Consider the following 21792-nt stretch of genomic DNA (forward strand, 5'->3'; position numbering starts at 1 on the left):
CCTTAAAAATAATATGGTTTGGTTGGGTCAGCCGGAATTGAACCGGCTTGATAACAGAGGATAACGTGTGTCACCCCTGTTTGCCCCTTATATGGCTTGACCCAATGTTGAATGCTTGATTGTACTAACTAGTATAGATTCATCGAAGTGATTTCATGCAAAACCGAAAGAGAGAAATAATGGGATATATGGAATTACGGAGAATAGAGGAGAGGATTAGATTTATAATGGGCATTCTATAAGGGAATCATCAACTTTCAAATAAAGGAGCGGGTAACAATGGAATGCCCTTTATGTAACGGATTATGTACGATGATGGAAGCTTGCGGGTCCTGCGGCGCCTTGCTTTCCGATATGGGAAGAGTCATGGATTATGATGATGATTACAGTGCCTATCTGGATATTGCCACTCAAAAGATGAATGACGGAGACGCACAGTCGACTGAAAATGACTTATGCTATCACCTTTTCTCCTGCAAGGAATGTGGATGGGATATGAGAGCGGCTATTGAGGAAATTTAGAATCATCAAAGAAACCCCCTATTCATGCTTGTGGTGCACGGATAGGGGGGAGGGTTTCAAATCCAATAATAAGTCCATAGCAGAATAAAAAAGCTGGCCAAAAAGATCTTGGTCAGCCTTCATATCCATTATGGGCGAATTCTTACTTCTGTTTCTTTATCAAAGAAATGAGCTTTATTCATATCCAAACCAAGCTGTAATGTATCCATTGGTTTAATATCAGAGCGGGAATCAATCCGTGCTACGATTGATTGGCCTTCAATAGAAGTATAAAGCATTGTTTCAGCTCCCATTAATTCTGCAACTTCAATTTGGCATTTAATGCTGGTTGCTGGAGAAGCGTCAATGAAAACAGGCTCATCATGAATATCTTCAGGACGGATGCCGAGAATAATATCTTTATTGATATAGCCTTGTGCACGAAGATAGCTTAGTTTTCCTTCCGGAATGGCAATTCGAGAACTGCCAGTTACGAAGAAGCCGTCTTCTTTAATGGTTCCAGTAAGGAAGTTCATCGCTGGGGATCCGATAAATCCGCCGACGAAGACGTTCTCCGGGTTTTCGTATACTTCTTTTGGTGCGCCGACTTGTTGGATGAAGCCATCTTTCATGACGACAAGACGAGTGGCCATTGTCATTGCCTCTGTTTGGTCATGCGTTACATAGATGGTTGTTGTATCCAAACGTTGGTGCAATTTAGAGATCTCAGCACGCATTTGAACACGGAGTTTCGCATCAAGATTGGATAAAGGCTCGTCCATTAGGAAGACCTTTGCGTCACGAACAATTGCACGGCCAAGGGCAACACGCTGGCGCTGACCGCCTGATAGTGCTTTTGGTTTTCTGTTTAAATATTCTTCAAGTCCGAGAATGCGGGCAGCATCCTTTACACGACGGTCAATTTCAGCTTTATCGAATTTACGAAGCTTTAATCCGAACGCCATATTGTCATATACGGACATATGTGGATAGAGAGCGTAGTTTTGGAATACCATGGCGATATCACGGTCTTTAGGCGGTACATCGTTCACGCGTTTGTCGTCGATATAGAAATCGCCCTTAGAAATTTCCTCAAGTCCGGCAATCATACGAAGGGTGGTGGATTTACCGCAGCCGGATGGACCGACGAATACGATAAACTCCTTATCCTTGATATGTAAATCAAAATCAGTTACCGCTGTTACTTTATTATCATAAATCTTGTAAATATGCTCGAGTCTTAATTCTGCCATACTAATAGCCTCCTTGACCGTATGTATAATGATGTAACCCTTTTCAATACATATATTACTAGTCTGCTGGGCAAAAATATATGGTCATTGTGCACAAAGAAACGAAGAAGTTCATGGGCTGTTTGCTTACTCCTTATTCAAGCCTTCAAGGAGACGTATGGCTAAATAGGCACTTAAGCTATCTTCGAATTGTCTGACATCAAGACTCGTGATTTCATGAAATTTATCGAGCCGGTAATTTAAGCTGTTGCGGTGCAGGAAAAGCTTTTTTGCAGCAACTGTAGCGTTTGCATTTGATTCAATATAAACCTTGATGGTTTCTAGCAAATCTGTATCGGTATCAAGTGTCCCGAGCATATTCCGGGCAAGTGTCTGGCAAAGCCTTTGGTTCTGACCGGTTAGAATCAGATCGATAAAAGCTTGGGAAAAGCTGGTTACCCGCATTTTAGGATGTGTGAGAGACAGGACATTGAAGCAGGCTTCCTCCGCTTGGAAACTCGCAAGCATTCTTCCATTAACCGGATAATAATTGCCGATGAATAGGCGCAGATGAGCATATAAATCGCTTTCAAGTGTGTCAATAATGGCACCAAAATCCTGGTTCGTCATTGTACTAGCCGTAGATTGTTCGATGACAACGCCGCTGTAACGGTCTTTCCAGCACAATACGGCATCAGGGAATAGGGCGTAGATAGCAGAGCTGAAATCAACTCGGCTCGTATCATTGCTGGCTAAATAGAAATGGATAAATCGATAAGAACCTGTACCAGCTTCCTCAATTCGACCTTGGTTACCCATGTATAATAGGTCATGCCAGATTTTTTGTGCGGCTGTCATGTTTAGCTGGTCGGCATTCAAGGTAAACGGTTCTAAGAACACATCAAGAATTCTTTTTTGATCGACGTTCATGGATTCCTTTGGGATACCAATATACCCATGCTGTTTATCCACGTACCAATGGCAGGATGAATCCTTTAAAGGGTAGGATGCCTGTATTAAGTCTGGGAATAGTTTTCGTAGGTCAGTGTACATATCGATTGGCCTCCATATTGGGGTAATACATGCTATTGGTTGTCATATACATGGTAAAGCATCAATTCATGAAGTCTTGATTCAAGCTCTTTGCGGGAGCTTTCAGCTGGCTGCCCATTTGTCCACTCTATGGAGCCATCTTTATGGTAGATGCCTGTATATCGTTTTCTTTCGTAATAAAAGGAAAAAGACCATCCTGGTATTTTCTCTGTCTGATAGAGTGATTGGAAAGTAAAATGGTTGATCATGGAAGAACGCTCCTTATAAGTTTGATAGGTTGGAAAAACATAAATAATCAAGTAATTACCGATATAAGATGATGTCTTTATTTTCTTAAAAAGACATGTCCAGGGATATCGAATGTCATCCGTTTCTTTATTGGCAGACGGAATCGGTGACAGCATAGTTTTATTATAAAACAATTTATTGCGATTAGGCGCTTATCACGGGTCACAAATAGTTGAAAAAGACCCCCGAATATATTGCAATTAACAGCTATTAGAGTCTAAACTATTCTTTATTAGCTTTAATAGAAGAAGGAGCAAAAAACATGAATTACTTTGTGACCATCACGACAGTGGTGATTGTTGGAGCAGTCATCGGCGGTATAACAAATGCTCTAGCGATTAAGATGCTGTTTCATCCATATGAACCCATCTATCTTTTTGGAAGACGCCTGCCTTTTACACCAGGCTTGATTCCTAAGAGGCGTGATGAGCTGGCCGTACAAATGGGGAAAATGGTTGTCCAGCACTTGATCACCCCTGAAAGTGTCAAACGGAAATTACTAACGTCTTCTGTAAAAGTAGAGGCAAAACGTATTGCTGAAAATATGCTCGATAGAACTGTCTTTTCGGAAATGAAGATAGAGGAAGCCTTCCGCAAATTAGGCATCGATGATCTGCCTGATATGCTTGTTCATCGAGTGGCAGATCGATCCTCCAATTGGGTGGAGGGATGGTACCAATCCAATCAAGAGAAGCCAATCATCTCTTTTTTGCCAGATACGTTTGGAGAAAAAGTAGAGGAAAAGCTGCCTGATGTTTCCCAGTACATTCTCGATAAAGGTATTGCCTTCTTTTCAAGCATTGAAGGGAAAGCCAGGCTGCAGAAAATGGCAGATGACTTTATGGGAGAACGAGGAAAGTTCGGCGGATTTATGCAAATGCTTTTAGGCAATGTTAATTTAGGAGAAAAGCTGCAGCCTGAAATTATCAAATTCCTTGCCAATCCTGGGACAAAGGAAACACTCACACAAATCCTTAGGAATGAATGGGATAAGGTAAAGACGATGAAGGTATCAGAGGCTGAACAATATTATTCCCTTGAGGAGCAGAAGAAGCTCATCCATCAAGGCATCTTCTATGCGTATCGCCAGCTTGATTTATCTGCCATGCCTTTATCTAAGGTGACAGGAGAGTGGAGTGAGACCATAAAGGGACGCATCCTCCCAGAATTAATTGAAACAGTATCAGAACGAATCATCAATCAAGTTCCAGTTATCATGGAGAAATTCAAGCTGGAAGAGATTGTTCGTGAGCAAGTGGCCTCATTCCCGGTGACGCGCTTAGAGGAGATGGTCTTATCCATCACAAGAAGCGAGTTGAAGATGATTACGTATCTTGGCGCATTGCTTGGCGGACTCATTGGAGCATTCCAGGGTGTCTTTATGATATTTATGAATTAATGAACAGAATTTTGATTGCCATAGGGTGTATTGGCAATCAGATAATGGTATAGTTATGAAGACTGAAAAAGCGTTTAGCAAACAGGAGGTTTCCCATGTCAGTAAATGTATATGATCTTGCTTACACAGTAGAGAAAGGCATTCGCGAAAGTGCAGAATATGCCGAGTTGAAGAAACAATACGAAGCGGTTATGGCAGATGAGAATGCCAGAACGATGTTCCATAATTTCCGTGATATTCAGGTTAAGCTTCAAGAGAAACAAATGACAGGACAAGAAATTACGGATGAAGAAGTGCTGCAGGCACAGAAAACTGTTGCCCTTGTACAACAGCATGATTTGATTTCTAAGTTAATGGATGCAGAGCAGCGCATGAGTGTCGTTCTTGGAGATGTAAATCGCATCATTACAAAACCGCTTGAAGATCTTTACGGTACTCAAGGCTGAGAACTAAACCGATTTGACCATTGGGTCGAATCGGTTTTTTTAGTGTGCCCGGCATGGGTGTAAGCTTTAGGGTGAAAGTCCCGAGCCTCGAAGGCAGTAGTAGGGGTTAGCCAAAGACAAGGGTGTCCGTGGTGACGCGGAATCTGAAGGAAGTTGGAGGCAAATCTCCGCCCCAAGGAACACGAACTGCATACAAGGCTAGCTGTCATTGAGTGAGTTTGCTAAACAAAACAAAGCTCTTACTGCCGAAGGTGATAGAGAGTAAATGCAGTGGGGACATGGAGAGAAAGCGTGCGCCCTTACCCGGGGAGGTCTGATGGAGATGTGAAGTACCCTTCATAACCTGTCTAGTGATAGGCAGCTGAACCATCAGAAGTCAGCTGAGGTCATAGTACGAATCGGTCTAGAACGATTCGGAAGGACCGAACAATCAAGAGAGAATAGCCCTTGGCATTCAGTCTGTCATGATGACCATAGAAAACGTAAGAGACCTCACGAGAAGAAGGATGCGGTGAATCCCGCAGGGGACTTCCCGGAGGATGGAGTGACGGCTGGCATAAGAAGATAAGCTATTCACGGAAGGAAGAAACGAGATGCTTTTGAATCAAATCCTGTCACGGGAGAATATGCTTCTCGCATTAAAGCGAGTCGAAAAGAATAAAGGAAGTCATGGAGTAGATAAGATGCCCGTACAAAACCTACGTCAGCACTTAGTCGAAAATTGGTCTTCCATCAGAGAAGCTATTCTGGAGGGAACCTACGAACCGATGCCAGTCCGAAGAGTCGAAATCCCGAAACCTGATGGCGGCTTCCGGCTACTGGGAATCCCTACCGTGACAGACCGTTTGATTCAACAGGCGATAGCCCAAGTGGTATCGAAGATATACGACCCCATGTTCTCCGAACATAGTTATGGCTTCCGACCAAACCGGAGTGCCCATGACGCTGTACGGAAGGCGAAGGGCTACATCCAAGAAGGATACAGATGGGTAGTAGACATGGACTTGGAGAAGTTCTTTGACAAGGTCAATCATGACCGACTAATGAGCACGTTGGCAAAGAGAATCGATGAGAAACCTCTATTGAAACTAATTCGCCGGTATTTACAAGCTGGAGTGATGATCAATGGAGTGGTTACCAGTATGGAGAAAGGAACTCCTCAGGGAGGTCCCCTAAGCCCCTTACTTTCAAATATTGTCCTAGATGAATTGGATAAAGAATTAGAAAGCCGGGAACATCGATTCGTACGCTATGCGGATGATTGCAATATCTACGTGAAATCCAAGCGTGCAGGTGAACGAACCTTGGCCAGCATTCAACGACTCATTGAGGGGAAGCTCCGATTGAAAGTGAATGAGAAGAAGTCAGCGGTAGGCCGACCTTGGAAACGTAAGTTTCTGGGGTTTACTTTCGCATCGACGAAAGAGCCAAAAATTCGCATCGCAAAAGCGAGCATCCAGCGAATGAAGGAGAAGGTCCGGAAAATCACTTCCAGGAAGATGCCTTACCCAATGGAATACCGGATTCAGAAACTGAACCAGTATCTAACCGGATGGTGTGGATACTTCGCGTTAGCCGATACGAAGGCTATTTTTGGATTGTTGGATAAATGGATACGCAGAAGGTTGCGAATGTGCTTGTGGAAGAACTGGAAGAACCCAAAGGCGAAGATAAGGTACCTCATGAACCTAGGTGTTCCGAAAGGAAAAGCTTATGAATGGGGGAACAGTCGGAAAGGCTATTGGCGTATCTCGAAAAGTCCAATATTACACAAAGCCCTCGGCAATACCTATTGGTATTCCCAAGGGCTCAAAAGTCTACAAGGTCGGTATGAAACCTTGCGTCATCAACTTGATTGAACCGCCGTATACGGGACCGTACGTACGGTGGTCTGAGAGGTCGGGGGTTAGTCGCCCCCTCCTACTCGATTTTCAGATGCTTTCTTGGTGTTCTATATTTCCTTTTTTAAGCATAGAGAATTATATGGGCATCATGAAAGGTGGCAAGAACATCATGGTATACAAACTGTTAATGATAAACATGGATGGTGCGCTCTTATCCTCGAAAGGGAAACTAAATCCGGTAACGAAGGAGTCCCTTGAATATGTCGCCAATAAAGGCGTAGAGGTGGCTCTTATTACATCGAATAATTATGATTATGCCTTTAGAACAGGAAAGGCACTTAAATGTAATCCCCATATCATTGCTCATCAAGGCGGCTTTATCCTGGAAGATTTACAGAGGCCCATTTTTGTGAAGCGGATTCCGGAGGAAACGACTGTTGATATCATTCGATTCTTAGAAAATATATCCAGTCATATCCGGCTCATTCATGAGGATGTCACGATTGGCAATAGGGAGGACCTTCCAAGCTCACTCTTTGCCAGAATTAAATGGACTCCTGGAGATGCGGGGATATACGCCCAGCAGTTTGTGGATTCCCTCTATGATTACTTATTAAAGACACCGCTCTCCCCGTTACAGATTGATGCGTATATTCACGATGAAAAGGAGCGCAAGGATACTCGAGCGGGCCTGATGGCAATGTTTGATAATGTTGAAATACAGGAGAGTTTTCCCGGGAAATTAACACTCATCCCGAAATCTGTCGCCAAAAATACAGCTGTCAGATATTTATCGAAGAGCAGAAGCATTGCCTTAGATGAAATGGTGATCATCGGATGTGATGCCGATGAGGCAGAGCTTGTCCGCCATGCTGGTCTAGGGGTAGCGGTTGCCAATGCTTCTGATACAGTGAAGCGGGGAGCCAAATGGCTAACCCGAAGTAACGATGAATTAGGTGTAGCCTATTTAATTAAGGAAGTATTTAGAAGGCAGCATCCAATTGGATTTTTGAGAAAAATGAATATAAAAGTCGATAAATAATGCGATGATTGCCCATAAAGCCAGACGGATATATCCGTCTGGCTCGTGTTGTTTGATAGGAGTCGTTATGTTATCGTCTAGAAATGGGAAATCTAACAAGCATAAACTCTCCTTTGACAATTGACCAACAAAGGCAGGCTTAGTAAACTGAGAAGGATTGAATCATGAAAAAGGGGATTAGCATGCATATATATGTTAAAGGTATTGAAGATGAACGGTTAGTCCGGCCTTTATCTCTTATAGCAGATTTATTCTTTGAGGAATCTGTCTTATCAACGGACAAGGCGGAAGGGGCAGACTTGATTATTGCCATCGAAAAGCAGTCAAGCTCATCTGCCAAGATGACACTTGCCGCTGTATTGGAAGCAAAGACTGACGGCAAACTCTACGAAGCATCCTATGAAACAGAACTGAACGAGCAGCTGGACGAAAAGGCGCTTTTTAAACAAATAAAGAATGCTTATTTATATGTACTCTTGAAGGTGCTCGAGGAATATACGGGTATTGTGCAGAAATGGGGCTTGCTGACCGGAGTAAGACCAACGAAGCTGTGGCATCAATATCGAAAGCAAGGTGTGGAGCCTGCTGAAGCGAAAAAACGACTGAAGGAACAATACTCTATCTCAGAGGAAAAGCTTGATTTACTGGAGCAAATAGTGAATCATCAGCTTGAAGCTATTCCAGATTTATATGATTTAAAGAAAGAAATCAGCATCTATATCGGAATCCCATACTGCCCGACAAAATGTGCTTATTGTACATTCCCGGCTTATGCAATCAATGGAAGACAGGGAAATGTTGAATCCTTCCTTGGCGGGCTTCATCATGAAATGAGAGAGATGGGGCAATGGCTGAAGGAGAAGAACGTGAAAATAACGACCATTTATTTCGGCGGCGGGACACCAACAAGTATCAGTGCACAAGAGATGGACATGCTCTATGAGGAACTGTATCAATCCTTCCCAGATGTGGAGAATGTCCGGGAAATTACGGTGGAAGCAGGCCGTCCTGATACAATCACAGAGGAAAAGATTGAAGTAATGAAGAAGTGGAATATTGATCGAATCAGCATCAATCCACAGTCGTACACACAGGAAACTTTAAAGGCTATCGGACGCCATCATACGGTCGAGGAGACGATTGATAAGTACTTGCTCGCAAAAGAATGCGGGATGGACAATATTAATATGGACCTCATTATCGGCCTGCCTGGAGAAGGAGTCCCAGAATTTAAGCATAGTCTTGATGAAACGGAGAAGTTAATGCCTGAATCATTGACTGTTCACACACTTTCTTTCAAAAGAGCATCCGAGATGACCAGGAATAGGACCCGCTATAAAGTGGCTGGACGAGATGAGGTGGAGAAAATGATGCAGGAGGCACAAAGCTGGACTGAATCGCATGGCTATCATCCATACTACCTCTATCGACAAAAGAACATCCTCGGCAATCTTGAAAATGTCGGCTATGCAAAAAAAGGGATGGATAGCCTTTACAATATCCTCATCATGGAGGAGCAGCAAACCATCCTTGGGCTTGGCTGCGGCGCAGCAAGTAAATTCGTTCATCCAACGACCGGGAAAATTACGCATTTTGCCAATCCTAAGGATCCGAAATCCTATAATGACGGCTATGAGCATTACACGAGAAAGAAAATTGATATTCTAGAGGAAACGCTTTTCAGTTAGTAACTCATGAACCAGCCTCACTTGTTCAATTGGACAGGGGAGGCTGTTTTTTATAGAAGCTTCTTAAATGATGGTTTTATACCAGTGCGTGAATTAAACAAATCTGACGGCTGTTTGAAAATTTCAGGAAAATTACACATTTTAGTATTAAAACGCTTACATAAACCTTTATAATGAATGTACATTCATTATTTGGAAGGAGTCGTTGCAAAGTGGAATCTGCCTCTGTCGTTAAGAGTGTAAACGTGCAAAAGGACGGATCTGTTGCCATCGTATCATTGAATCGCCCGGAGGTATTAAATGCTCTTAATAAAGAGATGGTGCAAGAATTAAATAAGGAGCTTAAAACGCTCAGCCTTGATGATGAAATCTCCATCATTATTCTAAAAGGAAATGGAGGAGCTTTTTGCTCAGGCGGTGACATTAAGTCCATGTTTAATTTAGGAACAGAGAAGGACTTCTATGCAATTATGGATAGTATTAATGAGCTTGCCATGTGCTTATACACAATGCCAAAGCTCACAATAGCGGCAGTCCATGGAGCGGCTGCAGGGCTCGGCCTAAGCCTCGCTCTTGCGACAGACTGTATCATTGCTGATAAGGACAGCAAGCTTGCAATGAATTTCATTGGTATTGGACTAATTCCGGATGGAGGAGGGCATTTCTTCCTCGAACGCCGCTTAGGTGAATTAAATACGATGAAATTAATATGGGATGGCGAAGTCTTGAAGACACCGCGTGCGTGTGAGATGGGGCTTATTGACATTGTGGCAGAAGGCGGTTTGGATGCGGCTGTGAACGAAAAGGTAGCGGAGTGGAAGCAAAAGCCGATGCAGGCAATGATTCGTACGAAGAAGATTCTGGCTGAGACGAAACGTCCGCAATTACTGAAAATCCTGGAGCTTGAAAAAGGCTCACAGTTTGTCATGAGACAGACGGAGGATCACCAAGAAGGTATTAAGGCCTTTGTTGAGAAAAGAAAGCCCGTATTCAAGGGGAAATAATAACTGAAAAGACCTATCTGCAAGCATTGAACTCGCAGATAGGTCTTTTCATTAGCGGTGGAATAAAATTAGTTTTCCAACTGGGGATGTCAATCGATGAGTCATTTCTTCAAAGCCTTTTTCTTCAAGAAGCTTTGAACCGATTTCTTTTGCGGCATCATCATTAGCAGTTTCAATCGATTCATCCATAACCTTCTCTCCGTTTGGCTCAAACACAGTCAGTTTATAAATACTCATAAGTCCCCTCCTAGTAAATAACAGATTCTCCAATAATATTCTCCCATAAATAGATAAAAAATGTAAAGTTTTGAACATTTTGATAGCAAAATCCAGTACACTTAAAGAATATATATTAGGTCTAATGTAAATATAAGACCGGAAGAATGATAGGAGGGGGCAGATCATTGACACTAAAGATTCAGGAAATTACTAAGCAGTTCGGCCGTTTTACGGCTGTGAAACAACTATCTCTTGAGATAGAAAAGGGAAGTATTTTTGGCATGCTTGGGGCAAATGGAGCGGGAAAGACAACGACTTTCAGGATGATTCTCGGCCTCATTGAACCGACTGCAGGAGAAATCACCTGGGATGGAAAACCTATTGGCTACACGAACAGTGCGCAAGTCGGTTACTTACCTGAAGAGAGGGGACTTTACCCAAAATTAAAAACTGGCGAGCAGCTCGTTTACCTGGCAAGATTGCGAGGCATGGACAAAGCGGATGCCGAGAAAGAAGCGAAGGCATGGCTTGAACGCTTCAATGTACCGGAATATTGGGATAAGAAGGTCGGGGACCTATCAAAAGGTAATCAGCAGAAAATCCAGTTTATTGCATCAGTCATCCATAAACCTGAGTTGTTGATTCTTGATGAACCATTCAGCGGCCTTGATCCTGTTAATGTGGAGCTGCTGAAGAATGCTGTTCATGATTTACGGAAAGAAGGAACAACGATTGTCTTCTCAAGCCACCGGATGGAGCATGTTGAGGAGCTGTGTGAGAATCTTTGTATCCTGCAGCATGGCGAGGCCATCGTGAAAGGGAAGCTGAAGGAGATTAAGCGCTCATTCGGCAAGAAGAATGTTGTCATACATGCTGATTATGACTTGAGCTTTTTGAAAGAGTATCCAGGTGTCGTAAAGATGAAGGAAGTAACTGAAGGTGTCCATTTGCAAATCTCTAAAGAAGAGGATGCAAGGCTGATTTTAGAGGATACGGTTAAACACGGATTCATTCGTAAATTTGAGCTTGAAGAGCCTTCCTTGCAGGATATCTTCATCGAAAAGGTAGGTGCACGATATGAGTAAGTTCTGGATTGTTGCCATGCATACGTACATACAGAAAGTAAAAAGCAAATCCTTCATTATCTCTACGGCGGTTATTTTGCTGTTTATGGCGGCCTTTGCCAATCTTGACCGTATCATCGGGTTATTCGGGGATGAGGAGGAGAAAATTGGTGTCGTTGCGCTATCAGGGGATTACTTTGCTGCCCTCCAGGAGCAATTAAAGGCAAGCGGCAGTGAATTGGCCCTTGAGGAATTTGATTCTGAGTCAAATGCAAAAAAGGCAGAGGAAGAGGGGGATATCAGCGGCTACGTGCTTCTTGAAGACCAAGCCGGATTGCCTGCAGGAAACTATAAAGCGGCATCTATTGCTGATTCTACAGAAAGCACAGAGCTTCAAAATGCCCTTCAGCAAGTGCAAACAGTCATTATGACCGAGAAGGCTAATATAACGGATGAACAATTAGCGGCCATTTATACGCCGGTTTCATTTGAAGTGGAAGCATTGAATGAGGATGCAAAGTCTGAGGCTGAATTAAGTCAGGCAAGAGGGCTTGTTTATATTATGATATTTGCCATTTACTTTAGTGTCCTTGTCTATGCCGGCATGATTGCCAATGAGGTAGCCATTGAGAAATCGTCAAGAGTTATGGAAATTCTAATCTCCAGTGTTTCGCCAATCAAGCAAATGTTTGCTAAGATAACAGGGATTGCCCTATTGACCTTAACCCAGCTTATTATCTTTGTCGTCGTTGGTTATTTGGCTCTGATGAATAATTCAGGGGTTGGGGATGTCTTTGAATTATTCAATTTCAACAATATAGAGACCAAAACGGTCATTTATGCCGTCGTATTCACCTTGCTAGGCTATTTGCTGTATGCGACGATGGCAGCCTGCTTAGGGTCTTTGGTCAGTAAGCTTGAGGACTTGCAGCAAATGCTTCTGCCGATGACCATGCTCGTTATATTTGGATTCCTCATTGCGATGAACGGGCTGTCTAATCCTGAGGCAAACTTTATTACAATCACATCCTATATCCCATTCTTTACGCCGATGATCATGTTCCTTCGTATCGGGATGCTCGATATTGCCCCGCTAGAGATTGCCATTGGCATCATTCTTATGCTTGTGACAATCGGGCTCTTAGCCTATGTTGGAGCCAAAGTCTATAAGGGCGGCGTCTTAATGTACAGTAATTCAACTTCATTGAAGGATATTAGGAAAGCCATTAATTTGACTAAGAATCAATGAATCTATACAGTGTGCCAGGCATACTGTATATGGACTTTAGGCACACTCCTGATGGGGGATGCCTGAAGTCTTTTTCATGTCTGTAAAATGTTTCTTGCTTTCGTATGATAGAAAAAGGCAGTCCTCCCTCTAGGTTAATGCTACTTCTATTCAACTCAACTACCTAATTTGTTTCATTGTTTCTGGAAGGAAACAATCTGTCTATTAAATACCAAACAATGGTGAATACTGTGGAAAAACCAATCATATTTAACAAGGTTGCGTGTTCGCCTTTTATCAATAGCATAAAGCAGACCATTTGTAGAATTAATGACAAAATAAATAAACGCAGATACGGCATTTGACCATTCTCCTCTCTATGAAAGCATAAAGCTATGTATGTCTATTAATTCCCTGCATCACTTTCATTCTCCTTCTTTTCCCTTCTTCTTATTGACTACTGTGCTGACCCAAGGTGTGCCTCTGGCCACCAAGTCCTATTTTTTGTTCAGAAATTTACCAAAAAAATATCATATATATTTTTTTCGTAAACTTGTACACTTTTATTTTCCCTATTCGTTATATAAATGAAAGGAGGGCCAATGAAGACTGAGACGATAGAAGACTTATACCGGAGGAAGTTTCAAATCATCTTCAAGTATTTAATAAGCATTGGCTGTTCGAAGGAAAATGCCGAAGATATTGTACAAAATACGTTCTACAAGGCTATTGAAAATATGGTTCATCTGGAAGTGAGAAACATATCTGCCTGGCTGTTCAAAGTTTCTGTAAATCAATTCTATGATTTATGTAGGCGAAAGCAGCGCTTTCCAAAAGTCCATATTAATGACCAAGCATTTATCGATTTTTTTATTCAGGAAGAGACAAGCGAGGATTTATTATTGGTTAAAGAATTTCAAGGGGATATCCGTCATCTATTAGATGAACTAAAACCAAGTCATAAAAACTTACTGCTTCTCAAATATGACCTGGGACTATCCTATGAAGAAATATCGGCCATGCTTGATATGAAGGTGGAAACGATTCGAACAACCTTGTACAGAGCTAGGAAAGAATTCAAACAGAAGTGGAGGGAACAAAATGAACGAAGACCGTGAAATCGACCGCTTATTTGATCCAGACTTTGATGAGAAGGATTTAATAAAATCAGCAAAAAGAAAAAGTTACTTCCGCATGACGGGTGTTAGCTTTCTCGTTTCGATATGTGTATTAACTTTATTGATACTATTAAAGATTCAATTGACGCCCTATTATATGGGACAAAAAATGACGGCTAAAGAATTATATTATGAAATTTACGGCGCCAATATTTATACAGGTGCCTGGACAGAGCGCTATAAATTAGTCGGCAGCTCGGCTATTGCTCCAAAATACAAACTCTTAAACGGTAAACCAGTTCATCTTGGTGAAGTATCCTATGACACTCCTGATATAGAAGTGACAGTTGGAGCTTCAGAGCTGACTCAATTCTCATATACAGGAGATCGAGTAATGAACTTCTTCCATCCTTCTTTACAGTACCGATCCTATAAAAATGATTTGAGTAAATTAGATAGAGTGAATGACGGCAAATTAATTGAAATGGCCCTATCCTTCAATAAGGCTTACACCTATAAAGAGGTTGTTGCCATGCTGCCTGCAGATGTGACACTGCAATGGAACTGGGTAAATGCTTATTCCGCAGAGGAGCTTGAAGGGTTAAAAGATATAAGCAATGCCCCTTCTAAGGACCCTTCAATCCTAAAAGAATATGAAGTAGCCGGCTTTCCTTCTATTTCAAAAGGCGGGGAAGCAATCCAAGATCCGACAAATACCTTTATCGAAACACTCGACTTGGCCATAGAAAAAGGCGGTTCTTACAAGGAAGATTTTGAACATCTATACAATACGATGAAGGAAGACGATGAATCACTTACAGAAAAACAAATTGGAATCATTGGTGTGGTCGTTGTAGGTAATAAACAACAATTACAATCGCTGATCGACAAAAATTATATTAAGGCGTCTAGTTTTGGTGCCATTATTGATCAATATTAATCCCCTACAAGAAAGGATGTCATAGTTATGAAAAAAGCAGTATATTGGATGATTTGGACGCTGGTTCTTGTCGCTATTAACATTGGAGCATTTCCTATAGCACTCTTTTCGCTATTTGGAACAGCTGAAGGAACGAGCATTTTTTCAATTGATTATTTAATTGCCTTTTCTATTATTCTATTAGCGAATATCATTTCCGTTCAATTATTCATTGCTATACGAAAACAGGATCAAAATGGATTTTTGATTGGTTTAGTTCTTGCTATCATGGAAGTAGGCTCATTTGTACTCCTCATTAATAGCACTGCGGACTTTATGGTTTGTCTTGCTTTAGCAGCCGTTAGTATGATAGGAGGAGTCATTCTGCTCATTCGGTCTTTTGTCCGTTAAATATAAAGGAGCTATTAGAAGGCGCTTGTCCTTTTAGAATAGCTCCTTTTCCTTGTTGATAATATCGCCCCACAACAATACACCTATAGATACGGTTAGAGCTTCAGCTTTAAACCTTCATGCGTTGCTTTAAAGCCTAATCGTTCATAAAATCTTAGCGCGTCTGGTCGTTGTTTATCCGTTGTCAGCTGTACTAAGCGGCAACCGCGTTTTCTTGCACGCTGGATTGCCCATTTTATAAGCTCCGCACCAACGCCCTTGCCTCTTACAGAAGCCGCTGTTCTTACTCCTTCAATAGTCGCTCTCCATCCGCCCTGATGGGTTAGATAAGGAGTAAAGGTGATTTGCTGTACCCCAATGACTTGATCATTGCCATCACAGGCTACTACTAAGTCGTTATTAGGGTCATTGACGATTGCCTCAAAAGCGTTTATGTAACTACTAGGAAGCGGGTGCTCATAACGCTCGCGCTTTCTCCCCAAAATGTCGTCAGCAAGCATGGCGATGATTGTATCTAAATCACTTTCTACAGCAAGCCTTACCTTTATTTCAGTCTCCAGTCAAATCACCCCATAATAGATATTCTTTATGGCTGCTCCATAAGCAGAAAAGAAAAAGTCTGTTTCCCATTCGCTGATGCCTAAATTAAAATACTTGGCGCAATTCAATCTGTCCTTCTCCAAATCCTTGAGGGTCCGGCATACGCATTGCCCAATCGATGGCCTCCTGTCTCGACTTCACGTCGATTAGAATGAACCCTGCAATCAGCTCCTGCGTTTCTGTAAAGGGGCCTTCAGTGATCAATGGCTCTTCTCCGGGACGCGGAAATGAGATACGGATTCCTTTTGAGCTTGGATGAAGTCCTTTAGACATAACCCGCACGCCTGCCTTAACTAATTCCTCATTATACTTTGTCATAGCCTCCATAAGCTCAGGACTAGGAAGGTTACCGGCTTCCGAATTCTTCGATGCTTTTACAATCAACATAAAGAGCATGAAATTCCCTCCTTCTCATTTAGAGGCAAGGCCTCTTTCCTAATAAGAGTTCAACAGCAGCGGAGGTGAATCCTCTATGAATTTCTGCTTTATTAGTTAATGAAATAATAATCAAAGGCACTCCAATAAAACAGGAGGGCACATATGAACCAAAGGACAGAGCCCTTCCGCTGTTTTGGTTTGATGATAAATTGTTCGATTGAGATTAGCAGAAAGTTCGTGCCAAGGAGAAAGTATATAATTGCCATAGAACTCAGAGAATCATTATTCCAAGTTAAAAACAAAGTTAATACTATGCCGATACATAGGGTTAATTGTGCATACATGAGCGGTTTAACTGTGCGATTAGTCTTTTCAAAAAAGATGCCGATTGCTTTATTGAGAAAAGAGTTCATCGGTTTTTCCCTAAAGTCCTTTTGCAGTTCATTTTTTTGCTGCTGTTCTCCATCACACAACTCTTCTGCTATTTGCTTTATACGCTCCATTGAGACTCCCTTTCTTTGTTCAATGGCTAATGGATGGTTAGTTGGTTCGAGTTCAATATACGGTTTTATCCCAACTGAGCGGGTATGAACCATTGTTTTTAAATGAATCGTTTCTGGATAGCAGGGAATAGAAGTAGATAGCCAGCCAAACATCGGTTCAAGAACTTCTTCTCTTCCTTCGGTATCCCAATAATCAATTAATCTATAGAAATTAGCTTCGCTTAATGAGACCCAGACATCCCATATGAATTGTTTGTCACTACCAATGACAGGAATTTCAATGCATCCCCGAACGAAAAAATGTTCATTGTCAATCACACACACATCTTGATTGATCTCCACTCTACTTTTCTGATGTTCAACGGATAGTTCATCATAATAATCAGGAGCAGGGCTTCCGTAACTCATGGGGAGTTCATTATGATATTTCTTGCAGCAACTGCAAAAGTATCCTTCAATTTGTTGATTCATGTTTTATCCTCCAAAAAAAACAGCTATTGTTTTATTCGATATACGAGGAAAACATTCCTTCTTCCTTGGAGAGTTTACCTATGAAGGACAAGGCAGCTAGCGTCTTTTGTAGTAAAATAGGGAGAGGGAGTGAATGAAAGTGAAAAATATAACATTTATCCATGCGGCCGATCTTCATTTAGGCGGCATGTTTTCTGGATTTCGGCATCTGCCGGATACCTTATATGAAAAGCTGAGAACGAGCAGTTATGAAGCATTAAGGAATTTGATTCAAACAGCGATAACGGAGAAAGTAGATTTTGTCATCCTGGCAGGGGATATTTATGATGGGAATGACCGCAGCCTTAAGGCACAGATTCAGTTCCAAAAGGCGATGGAGCAGTTGAATAAGGAAGGTATTCCTGTATATCTGATTCATGGCAATCATGACTTTCTTGAAGGAAACTATTTTAATCTGTCTCTTCCGCCTAATGTCCACATATTTGGACGAGAGGTAGAGGTTAAGGAGCATGTGAAGGAGGATGGGACATCGTCTATGCTTTACGGCTTCAGCTATGGACAGAGACATATAAAGGAAAGGATGATTGAAGGCTATATCAAGCAGCCATCAGGGGATTTTCATATCGGCCTCTTGCACGGCAATCTTGATGGGGAAACGGCCCATGGTAATTATGCTCCTTTCACGAAGATGGAGCTAGTGCAAAAGGGATTTGATTATTGGGCATTGGGACATATTCATAAACGGATGCTTGTTCTAAATGAGCCATATGCTGTATACCCTGGATGCCTCCAAGGCCGGAACAGGAAAGAGACAGGAGAGAAGGGGTTCTATCTTGTTCATTTATCTGAAACAGAAACGAAACTTGATTTCCGCCCAGCTTCTGTTCTGAATTGGCAGGAAGAGACGGTGGAAGCAAGCGGACTCGAGATGAATAGGCTTATTCAGCACATCAACGAGCGGAAGGAGCATTATCGTCAAGCGGGCAAGGACATCCTTCTTGAGTTGATTCTGGATGCTTCAAAGGCCAAGGAAGAAGACTGGCTTTATTCAGATATGGACGAATTGCTTGAAGCTGTGCAGGAGGGAGAGGAGGAAGAAACTCCGAGGGTTTGGATTCACACGATGAAGCTAATCCCGCCTGCTTGGATGGATGAGGGCACGGATGAAACTCAGAGCTTTTTAGCTGAGCTATTAGATGTTTCGGCAGATCTCGGCAAGGAACAATTCGAGGAGCTTATAGCCCCTCTTTTAACTCATTCGGCTGCAAGAAAGTATGTGAAAGGCTGGGATTACGCTTCACAGAAGGAAATTATCCTAGAGGCCAATATGGAATTGGTGAAGCGATTAAATAGCAGATAAGGAGACAGAAGACCGTTGATTATTAAGAAAATACATATATTTGGATACGGGAAATTCGAAAATTATCAACTAGATCTCTCCTCTGGAATCAATGTTCTTTATGGGGAGAATGAGGCAGGCAAGTCGACGATTTTTTCATTTATCCATGCCATGCTTTTCGGCTTTCCGCAGAGAAGTCAGAATGCCCCCTCCTATGAACCGAATGGAGGAGTGAAATACGGCGGCAGACTGACGGTTGAATGGCCGGCGAATGGAGAAATCACCATTGAGCGAATCAAGCATACGCAGGGCAGTGAGTGCAAGCTATATCAAGGTGGTCAGTTCATCGGTCAGGAGGAGGAACTAAAGGAGCTTCTTAAAGGAATTGACCGGGATTTCTATGAATCCATCTATTCCTTTAACTTAGATGGGATTAGAGAAATTTCCCGTCTAAATGAAGAGGAGCTTGGACGATACTTATTTTTTGCCGGCATGTCTGGAAGTGAACGGTTGTGGGATTTGGAGAATGGTCTTCAAAAGCAAATGGAGCTCCTCTTTAAGCCGAGCGGTAAGAAGCCGGAGTTGAATCAGAAACTCGCAGAGATGAAAGAAAGCACGAGGCAATTGCAAAAGGCCAAGGAAAGCGAAAATGAGTATAATGAGTTCCTCCATCATCAGGAAAGGCTTTCGAACGAAATAGCTGAACAGCGGACACGCTTGGAGAAAATAAGAAGCCATTTGATTCATTTAAAGGACTGGAGGCGCCTTTTGCCAAGCATTCAGGAACTTTCCGGCATTAACGGCAGGCTGAGTGAATTAAAGGAGAGGCCTTTTCCTGCCGGCGGAACGAAAAGGATGGAGACCATTGAAGCCGAACTGGTGGCGAAATCCGCCATGCTGAAAACGCAATCGACTAAATTATCTGCCTTGAAGGATGAAAGGCAAAAGCTTACCTATCAGGAGGACTGGCTTCTTAAGGAGGCTGAGGTCCATCAAATGGAACGTCCTATAGAGCATTGCGAGTCACTGGAGGAAGAAATAAGGGCTAAATCAATTGAGTTGAAGCATTTAGATGCCCGTATGTATAAGCTGCAGGAAGAATTGCATATGAATTTAGAGGAGGAGACAATTGCCTCTCTTGATACGAGTGTTTTCCGTAAAGAGGAAATCAAGAAGCTGGAGCTTGAAATGAGCACCCTCAAGAAACGGAAAAGTGAACTGGATTTCCAATTTGAACAGGAGAAATTGAAGCTTGACCAAGTGGAAAAGACAATGAAGCTCTATGAAAGCAAGCTTTTGCCGGATGGGGAGAGAGCGAGGCTTGAAGAAAGGCGCAAGACCTTCAAAGAATCGTCCGACTCATACAATTTGGAGGAAGTGCGGGAAACACTTGAGCGATTGAAAAACCGGCGTGAGAAAATCTGGACAAAAGAACAGAAAATGAGGAAGAAACAAAAGCGATTTTCTAATCTCGCAGGTATTCTGCTTATTCTGACAGCCATCCTAACCATGTTCAGCGGGAAAGTACTGCTTGGTACCGGGATTGGACTCGGAGGAGTTCTGCTTATCTTCATTTGGAGGCAGTTCCTTGGCAGTTATACGAAATCTAGTGAGCTGGATGAAGAAATCCTCTTTTATGAGGAAAAGCTGGCAGGCTTTTCAAACCGTGTTCAAAGGCAAGGAGATAATGGTTTGACAGACAGACTTCTCATGGAGGATGCGGAGAACCGTTTGCAATATGAGAGGGAGAAATATCGGAAAGAACAGCAGGATGAAATTTTCGAAGGTTTAATCCAAGCATTTGAGAAGTGGGAACAGGAGAAGCAAGCCTGTGAAAGACGCTTAACCGCCCTTGGGGATGAATGGTTCATTCCGCGGGAGATTTCGAAGTCTATGCTCTCTGAGGCATTGGACCGTCTTGAAAGCATGAAGGATATTATTCTGGAGAAAAACAAGCTTCAATCCTCCATAGAGGAAAACCGTCAAGTGATTGTCGCCCTTAGCACTAAATTAAATAAGCTTGCTGAGGATTTTCATGTCAGCACTGAACAGTCAAGGAGAGAGATCTATCGTCAAATCAAGCAGAAAATGGATGAAGTCATCCGAGTAAGGGATGAAGCGAAACGTCTTGATGATCGGATTGCTGATTTGACGGAGGAGAAAGAGCCGCTTGAGGAAATATGCGAACATCTGCAGGCAGAGCAGGCAGCGCTGCTGAAGGAAGCGGGCTGCGAATCTATTACAAGCTTCTATCAGTTGGGCAAGGAATCCGAAGAACGAGAGCAGCTCGTAACAATAAGACGCCAATTAATGATTCAGCTTGGTGAATTCTCAGATAGTGAGCATTATTTGGATACAAGTGCTGCTAAGCTGGATGAGCAAATAGCGAGTGCCGAGGAGGATAGTTCGTCTGTTGAGCAGCAAATTGAGGCAGGCCTTCAAGAGCTTGCCAAGGTTCAATATGATATTAAGAGGCTTGAGGAAGATGGAACAGTGGAAGCCTTGCAATTCCATCATCAACAACTGCTCGAGGACTTTCAGGTACTGTCGCGGAAATGGGCGAAGCTTGCTGTGGCTAAAGGCATTCTTCAAGAGGCTATCACGAAATATAAGAATGAGCGCTTTCCCGCCATATTGGAGAAATCCAATGAACATCTGTATTATTTGACCAATGGCAAGTACGAACGGCTTGTATTCTCAAATGAGGGGACAGGGCTGATGCTACAAGATAGCCAGGGAGAATACATTCCTGCCCGGGATCTGAGCAGAGGTACAGCAGAGCTTGCTTATGTATCAATTCGTCTTGCATTAGCTTTAACCATTGAAGGACGAAAGGATCTTCCGATTATGATGGATGACACATTCGTTAATTTCGATGATAGACGAACGGAGCGGGTTCTTTCCTTGCTGAAGCAAATTGGACAAGAGGAGCACCAGATTCTCTTTATGACTTGCCATCAAAAAATCAAGGAGCAGTTTACTTCACATGAAGTGATCTCCATAGGGTGATAAACAACGAAAACAGTTGCCTAGCATGCTATAATA

Annotated in this window: 20 protein-coding genes and 1 pseudogene; 14 read left to right on the forward strand and 7 right to left on the reverse strand. The window is 42.5% G+C overall.

The genetic code is table 11. The features are described from left to right. Window positions 1-279 precede the first annotated feature (279 nt). Window positions 280-522, forward strand: coding sequence for a hypothetical protein (locus ACY8DX_RS04640; protein ID WP_049671926.1), 243 nt, complete (start codon window positions 280-282; stop codon window positions 520-522). 128 nt (window positions 523-650) lie between these two features. Here ACY8DX_RS04640 and ACY8DX_RS04645 read toward each other — a convergent pair whose 3' ends face one another. The 3 genes from ACY8DX_RS04645 to ACY8DX_RS04655 all read right to left on the reverse strand — a co-directional run bounded on the left by ACY8DX_RS04645 (window position 651) and on the right by ACY8DX_RS04655 (window position 3034). Next, window positions 651-1754 carry an ABC transporter ATP-binding protein gene (locus ACY8DX_RS04645; RefSeq protein ID WP_049671925.1) on the reverse strand — a complete coding sequence of 368 codons (1104 nt, stop codon included), beginning with the start codon at window positions 1752-1754 and terminating at the stop codon, window positions 651-653. 126 nt (window positions 1755-1880) lie between these two features. Next, the gene (locus ACY8DX_RS04650) at window positions 1881-2786 is read right to left on the reverse strand and encodes a PucR family transcriptional regulator (protein WP_439802957.1); all 906 of its coding nucleotides are present in this window, start codon (window positions 2784-2786) and stop codon (window positions 1881-1883) included. 32 nt (window positions 2787-2818) lie between these two features. Further along, entirely contained in the window at window positions 2819-3034 is a 216-nt protein-coding gene (locus ACY8DX_RS04655) for a YheE family protein (RefSeq protein ID WP_049671923.1), read from the reverse strand. Window positions 3035-3336: 302 nt separating this feature from the next. Between ACY8DX_RS04655 and ACY8DX_RS04660 the strand changes: the two genes are divergently transcribed. The 6 genes from ACY8DX_RS04660 to ACY8DX_RS04685 all read left to right on the forward strand — a co-directional run bounded on the left by ACY8DX_RS04660 (window position 3337) and on the right by ACY8DX_RS04685 (window position 10497). Beyond that, on the forward strand, window positions 3337-4473 hold the full coding sequence (locus ACY8DX_RS04660; protein ID WP_462406278.1) for a DUF445 domain-containing protein: 1137 nt from the start codon (window positions 3337-3339) through the stop codon (window positions 4471-4473). A gap of 95 nt (window positions 4474-4568) precedes the next feature. Next, window positions 4569-4919, forward strand: a complete 351-nt coding sequence (locus ACY8DX_RS04665; RefSeq protein ID WP_049671921.1) for a YlbF/YmcA family competence regulator — start codon at window positions 4569-4571, stop codon at window positions 4917-4919. A gap of 593 nt (window positions 4920-5512) precedes the next feature. Next, entirely contained in the window at window positions 5513-6778 is a 1266-nt protein-coding gene (ltrA, locus tag ACY8DX_RS04670) for a group II intron reverse transcriptase/maturase (RefSeq protein WP_049670210.1), read from the forward strand. Between the two features lie 154 nt (window positions 6779-6932). Beyond that, window positions 6933-7805: an HAD hydrolase family protein gene (locus ACY8DX_RS04675; RefSeq protein WP_439802961.1), complete on the forward strand. Its 873-nt coding sequence runs from the start codon at window positions 6933-6935 to the stop codon at window positions 7803-7805. A gap of 182 nt (window positions 7806-7987) precedes the next feature. Then, window positions 7988-9493 (forward strand): coproporphyrinogen III oxidase, encoded by a 1506-nt coding sequence (locus tag ACY8DX_RS04680; protein ID WP_462406891.1) that lies wholly within the window; start codon window positions 7988-7990, stop codon window positions 9491-9493. A 212-nt stretch (window positions 9494-9705) separates the two neighbouring features. After that, window positions 9706-10497 carry an enoyl-CoA hydratase gene (locus ACY8DX_RS04685; protein WP_439802962.1) on the forward strand — a complete coding sequence of 264 codons (792 nt, stop codon included), beginning with the start codon at window positions 9706-9708 and terminating at the stop codon, window positions 10495-10497. Between the two features lie 51 nt (window positions 10498-10548). On the opposite strand, the gene ACY8DX_RS04690 is transcribed toward ACY8DX_RS04685, so the two are convergent. Further along, window positions 10549-10734, reverse strand: a complete 186-nt coding sequence (locus tag ACY8DX_RS04690) for a YhzD family protein (RefSeq protein WP_462406279.1) — start codon at window positions 10732-10734, stop codon at window positions 10549-10551. Between the two features lie 167 nt (window positions 10735-10901). Between ACY8DX_RS04690 and ACY8DX_RS04695 the strand changes: the two genes are divergently transcribed. The 5 genes from ACY8DX_RS04695 to ACY8DX_RS04715 all read left to right on the forward strand — a co-directional run bounded on the left by ACY8DX_RS04695 (window position 10902) and on the right by ACY8DX_RS04715 (window position 15456). Beyond that, a complete protein-coding gene (locus tag ACY8DX_RS04695) occupies window positions 10902-11801 on the forward strand; it encodes an ABC transporter ATP-binding protein (protein WP_439802963.1) in 900 nt (299 codons plus the stop codon). Further along, complete coding sequence (locus ACY8DX_RS04700; RefSeq protein ID WP_462406280.1) at window positions 11794-13029, forward strand: ABC transporter permease; 1236 nt, start codon at window positions 11794-11796, stop codon at window positions 13027-13029. The genes ACY8DX_RS04695 and ACY8DX_RS04700 overlap by 8 nt, the downstream gene beginning before the upstream one ends. 581 nt (window positions 13030-13610) lie before the next feature. After that, window positions 13611-14126: an RNA polymerase sigma factor gene (locus tag ACY8DX_RS04705; protein ID WP_049671915.1), complete on the forward strand. Its 516-nt coding sequence runs from the start codon at window positions 13611-13613 to the stop codon at window positions 14124-14126. After that, the gene (locus tag ACY8DX_RS04710) at window positions 14110-15066 is read left to right on the forward strand and encodes an anti sigma factor C-terminal domain-containing protein (protein WP_462406281.1); all 957 of its coding nucleotides are present in this window, start codon (window positions 14110-14112) and stop codon (window positions 15064-15066) included. Before ACY8DX_RS04705 ends, ACY8DX_RS04710 begins: the two co-directional genes overlap by 17 nt. Before the next feature lie 27 nt (window positions 15067-15093). Next, window positions 15094-15456, forward strand: a complete 363-nt coding sequence (locus ACY8DX_RS04715) for a hypothetical protein (RefSeq protein WP_049671913.1) — start codon at window positions 15094-15096, stop codon at window positions 15454-15456. A gap of 95 nt (window positions 15457-15551) precedes the next feature. Here ACY8DX_RS04715 and ACY8DX_RS04720 read toward each other — a convergent pair whose 3' ends face one another. The 3 genes and pseudogenes from ACY8DX_RS04720 to ACY8DX_RS04730 form a co-directional block, all read right to left on the reverse strand. After that, on the reverse strand, window positions 15552-15956 hold the full coding sequence (locus ACY8DX_RS04720; protein ID WP_462406282.1) for a GNAT family N-acetyltransferase: 405 nt from the start codon (window positions 15954-15956) through the stop codon (window positions 15552-15554). A gap of 145 nt (window positions 15957-16101) precedes the next feature. Then, complete coding sequence (locus tag ACY8DX_RS04725) at window positions 16102-16452, reverse strand: YciI family protein (protein WP_462406283.1); 351 nt, start codon at window positions 16450-16452, stop codon at window positions 16102-16104. A 422-nt stretch (window positions 16453-16874) separates the two neighbouring features. Then, a pseudogene (locus ACY8DX_RS04730) lies at window positions 16875-17408 on the reverse strand (DUF2199 domain-containing protein); the annotation flags it as partial. 133 nt (window positions 17409-17541) lie between these two features. On the opposite strand from ACY8DX_RS04730, the gene ACY8DX_RS04735 reads away from it, so the two are divergent. Both ACY8DX_RS04735 and ACY8DX_RS04740 read left to right on the forward strand, forming a co-directional pair. Next, complete coding sequence (locus ACY8DX_RS04735) at window positions 17542-18768, forward strand: metallophosphoesterase family protein (protein WP_049671910.1); 1227 nt, start codon at window positions 17542-17544, stop codon at window positions 18766-18768. A gap of 15 nt (window positions 18769-18783) precedes the next feature. Beyond that, window positions 18784-21756 carry an AAA family ATPase gene (locus tag ACY8DX_RS04740; protein WP_462406284.1) on the forward strand — a complete coding sequence of 991 codons (2973 nt, stop codon included), beginning with the start codon at window positions 18784-18786 and terminating at the stop codon, window positions 21754-21756. The last annotated feature ends 36 nt before the right edge of the window (window positions 21757-21792 follow it).

This window comes from Gracilibacillus sp. Marseille-QA3620 (assembly GCF_054950035.1).

Bases quoted from the DNA above. Each gene is read 5' to 3' on its own strand.
- ACY8DX_RS04655 (WP_049671923.1), bottom strand. From the start codon at position 3,034: ATGATCAACCATTTTACTTTCCAATCACTCTATCAGACAGAGAAAATA.
- ACY8DX_RS04675 (WP_439802961.1), top strand. From the start codon at position 6,933: ATGGTATACAAACTGTTAATGATAAACATGGATGGTGCGCTCTTATCC.
- ACY8DX_RS04645 (WP_049671925.1), bottom strand. From the start codon at position 1,754: ATGGCAGAATTAAGACTCGAGCATATTTACAAGATTTATGATAATAAA.
- ltrA (WP_049670210.1), top strand. From the start codon at position 5,513: ATGCTTTTGAATCAAATCCTGTCACGGGAGAATATGCTTCTCGCATTA.
- ACY8DX_RS04720 (WP_462406282.1), bottom strand. From the start codon at position 15,956: ATGCTTGCTGACGACATTTTGGGGAGAAAGCGCGAGCGTTATGAGCAC.
- ACY8DX_RS04690 (WP_462406279.1), bottom strand. From the start codon at position 10,734: ATGAGTATTTATAAACTGACTGTGTTTGAGCCAAACGGAGAGAAGGTT.
- ACY8DX_RS04705 (WP_049671915.1), top strand. From the start codon at position 13,611: ATGAAGACTGAGACGATAGAAGACTTATACCGGAGGAAGTTTCAAATC.
- ACY8DX_RS04715 (WP_049671913.1), top strand. From the start codon at position 15,094: ATGAAAAAAGCAGTATATTGGATGATTTGGACGCTGGTTCTTGTCGCT.
- ACY8DX_RS04710 (WP_462406281.1), top strand. From the start codon at position 14,110: ATGAACGAAGACCGTGAAATCGACCGCTTATTTGATCCAGACTTTGAT.
- ACY8DX_RS04665 (WP_049671921.1), top strand. From the start codon at position 4,569: ATGTCAGTAAATGTATATGATCTTGCTTACACAGTAGAGAAAGGCATT.
- ACY8DX_RS04725 (WP_462406283.1), bottom strand. From the start codon at position 16,452: ATGCTCTTTATGTTGATTGTAAAAGCATCGAAGAATTCGGAAGCCGGT.
- ACY8DX_RS04660 (WP_462406278.1), top strand. From the start codon at position 3,337: ATGAATTACTTTGTGACCATCACGACAGTGGTGATTGTTGGAGCAGTC.
- ACY8DX_RS04680 (WP_462406891.1), top strand. From the start codon at position 7,988: ATGCATATATATGTTAAAGGTATTGAAGATGAACGGTTAGTCCGGCCT.
- ACY8DX_RS04650 (WP_439802957.1), bottom strand. From the start codon at position 2,786: ATGTACACTGACCTACGAAAACTATTCCCAGACTTAATACAGGCATCC.
- ACY8DX_RS04700 (WP_462406280.1), top strand. From the start codon at position 11,794: ATGAGTAAGTTCTGGATTGTTGCCATGCATACGTACATACAGAAAGTA.
- ACY8DX_RS04735 (WP_049671910.1), top strand. From the start codon at position 17,542: ATGAAAGTGAAAAATATAACATTTATCCATGCGGCCGATCTTCATTTA.
- ACY8DX_RS04640 (WP_049671926.1), top strand. From the start codon at position 280: ATGGAATGCCCTTTATGTAACGGATTATGTACGATGATGGAAGCTTGC.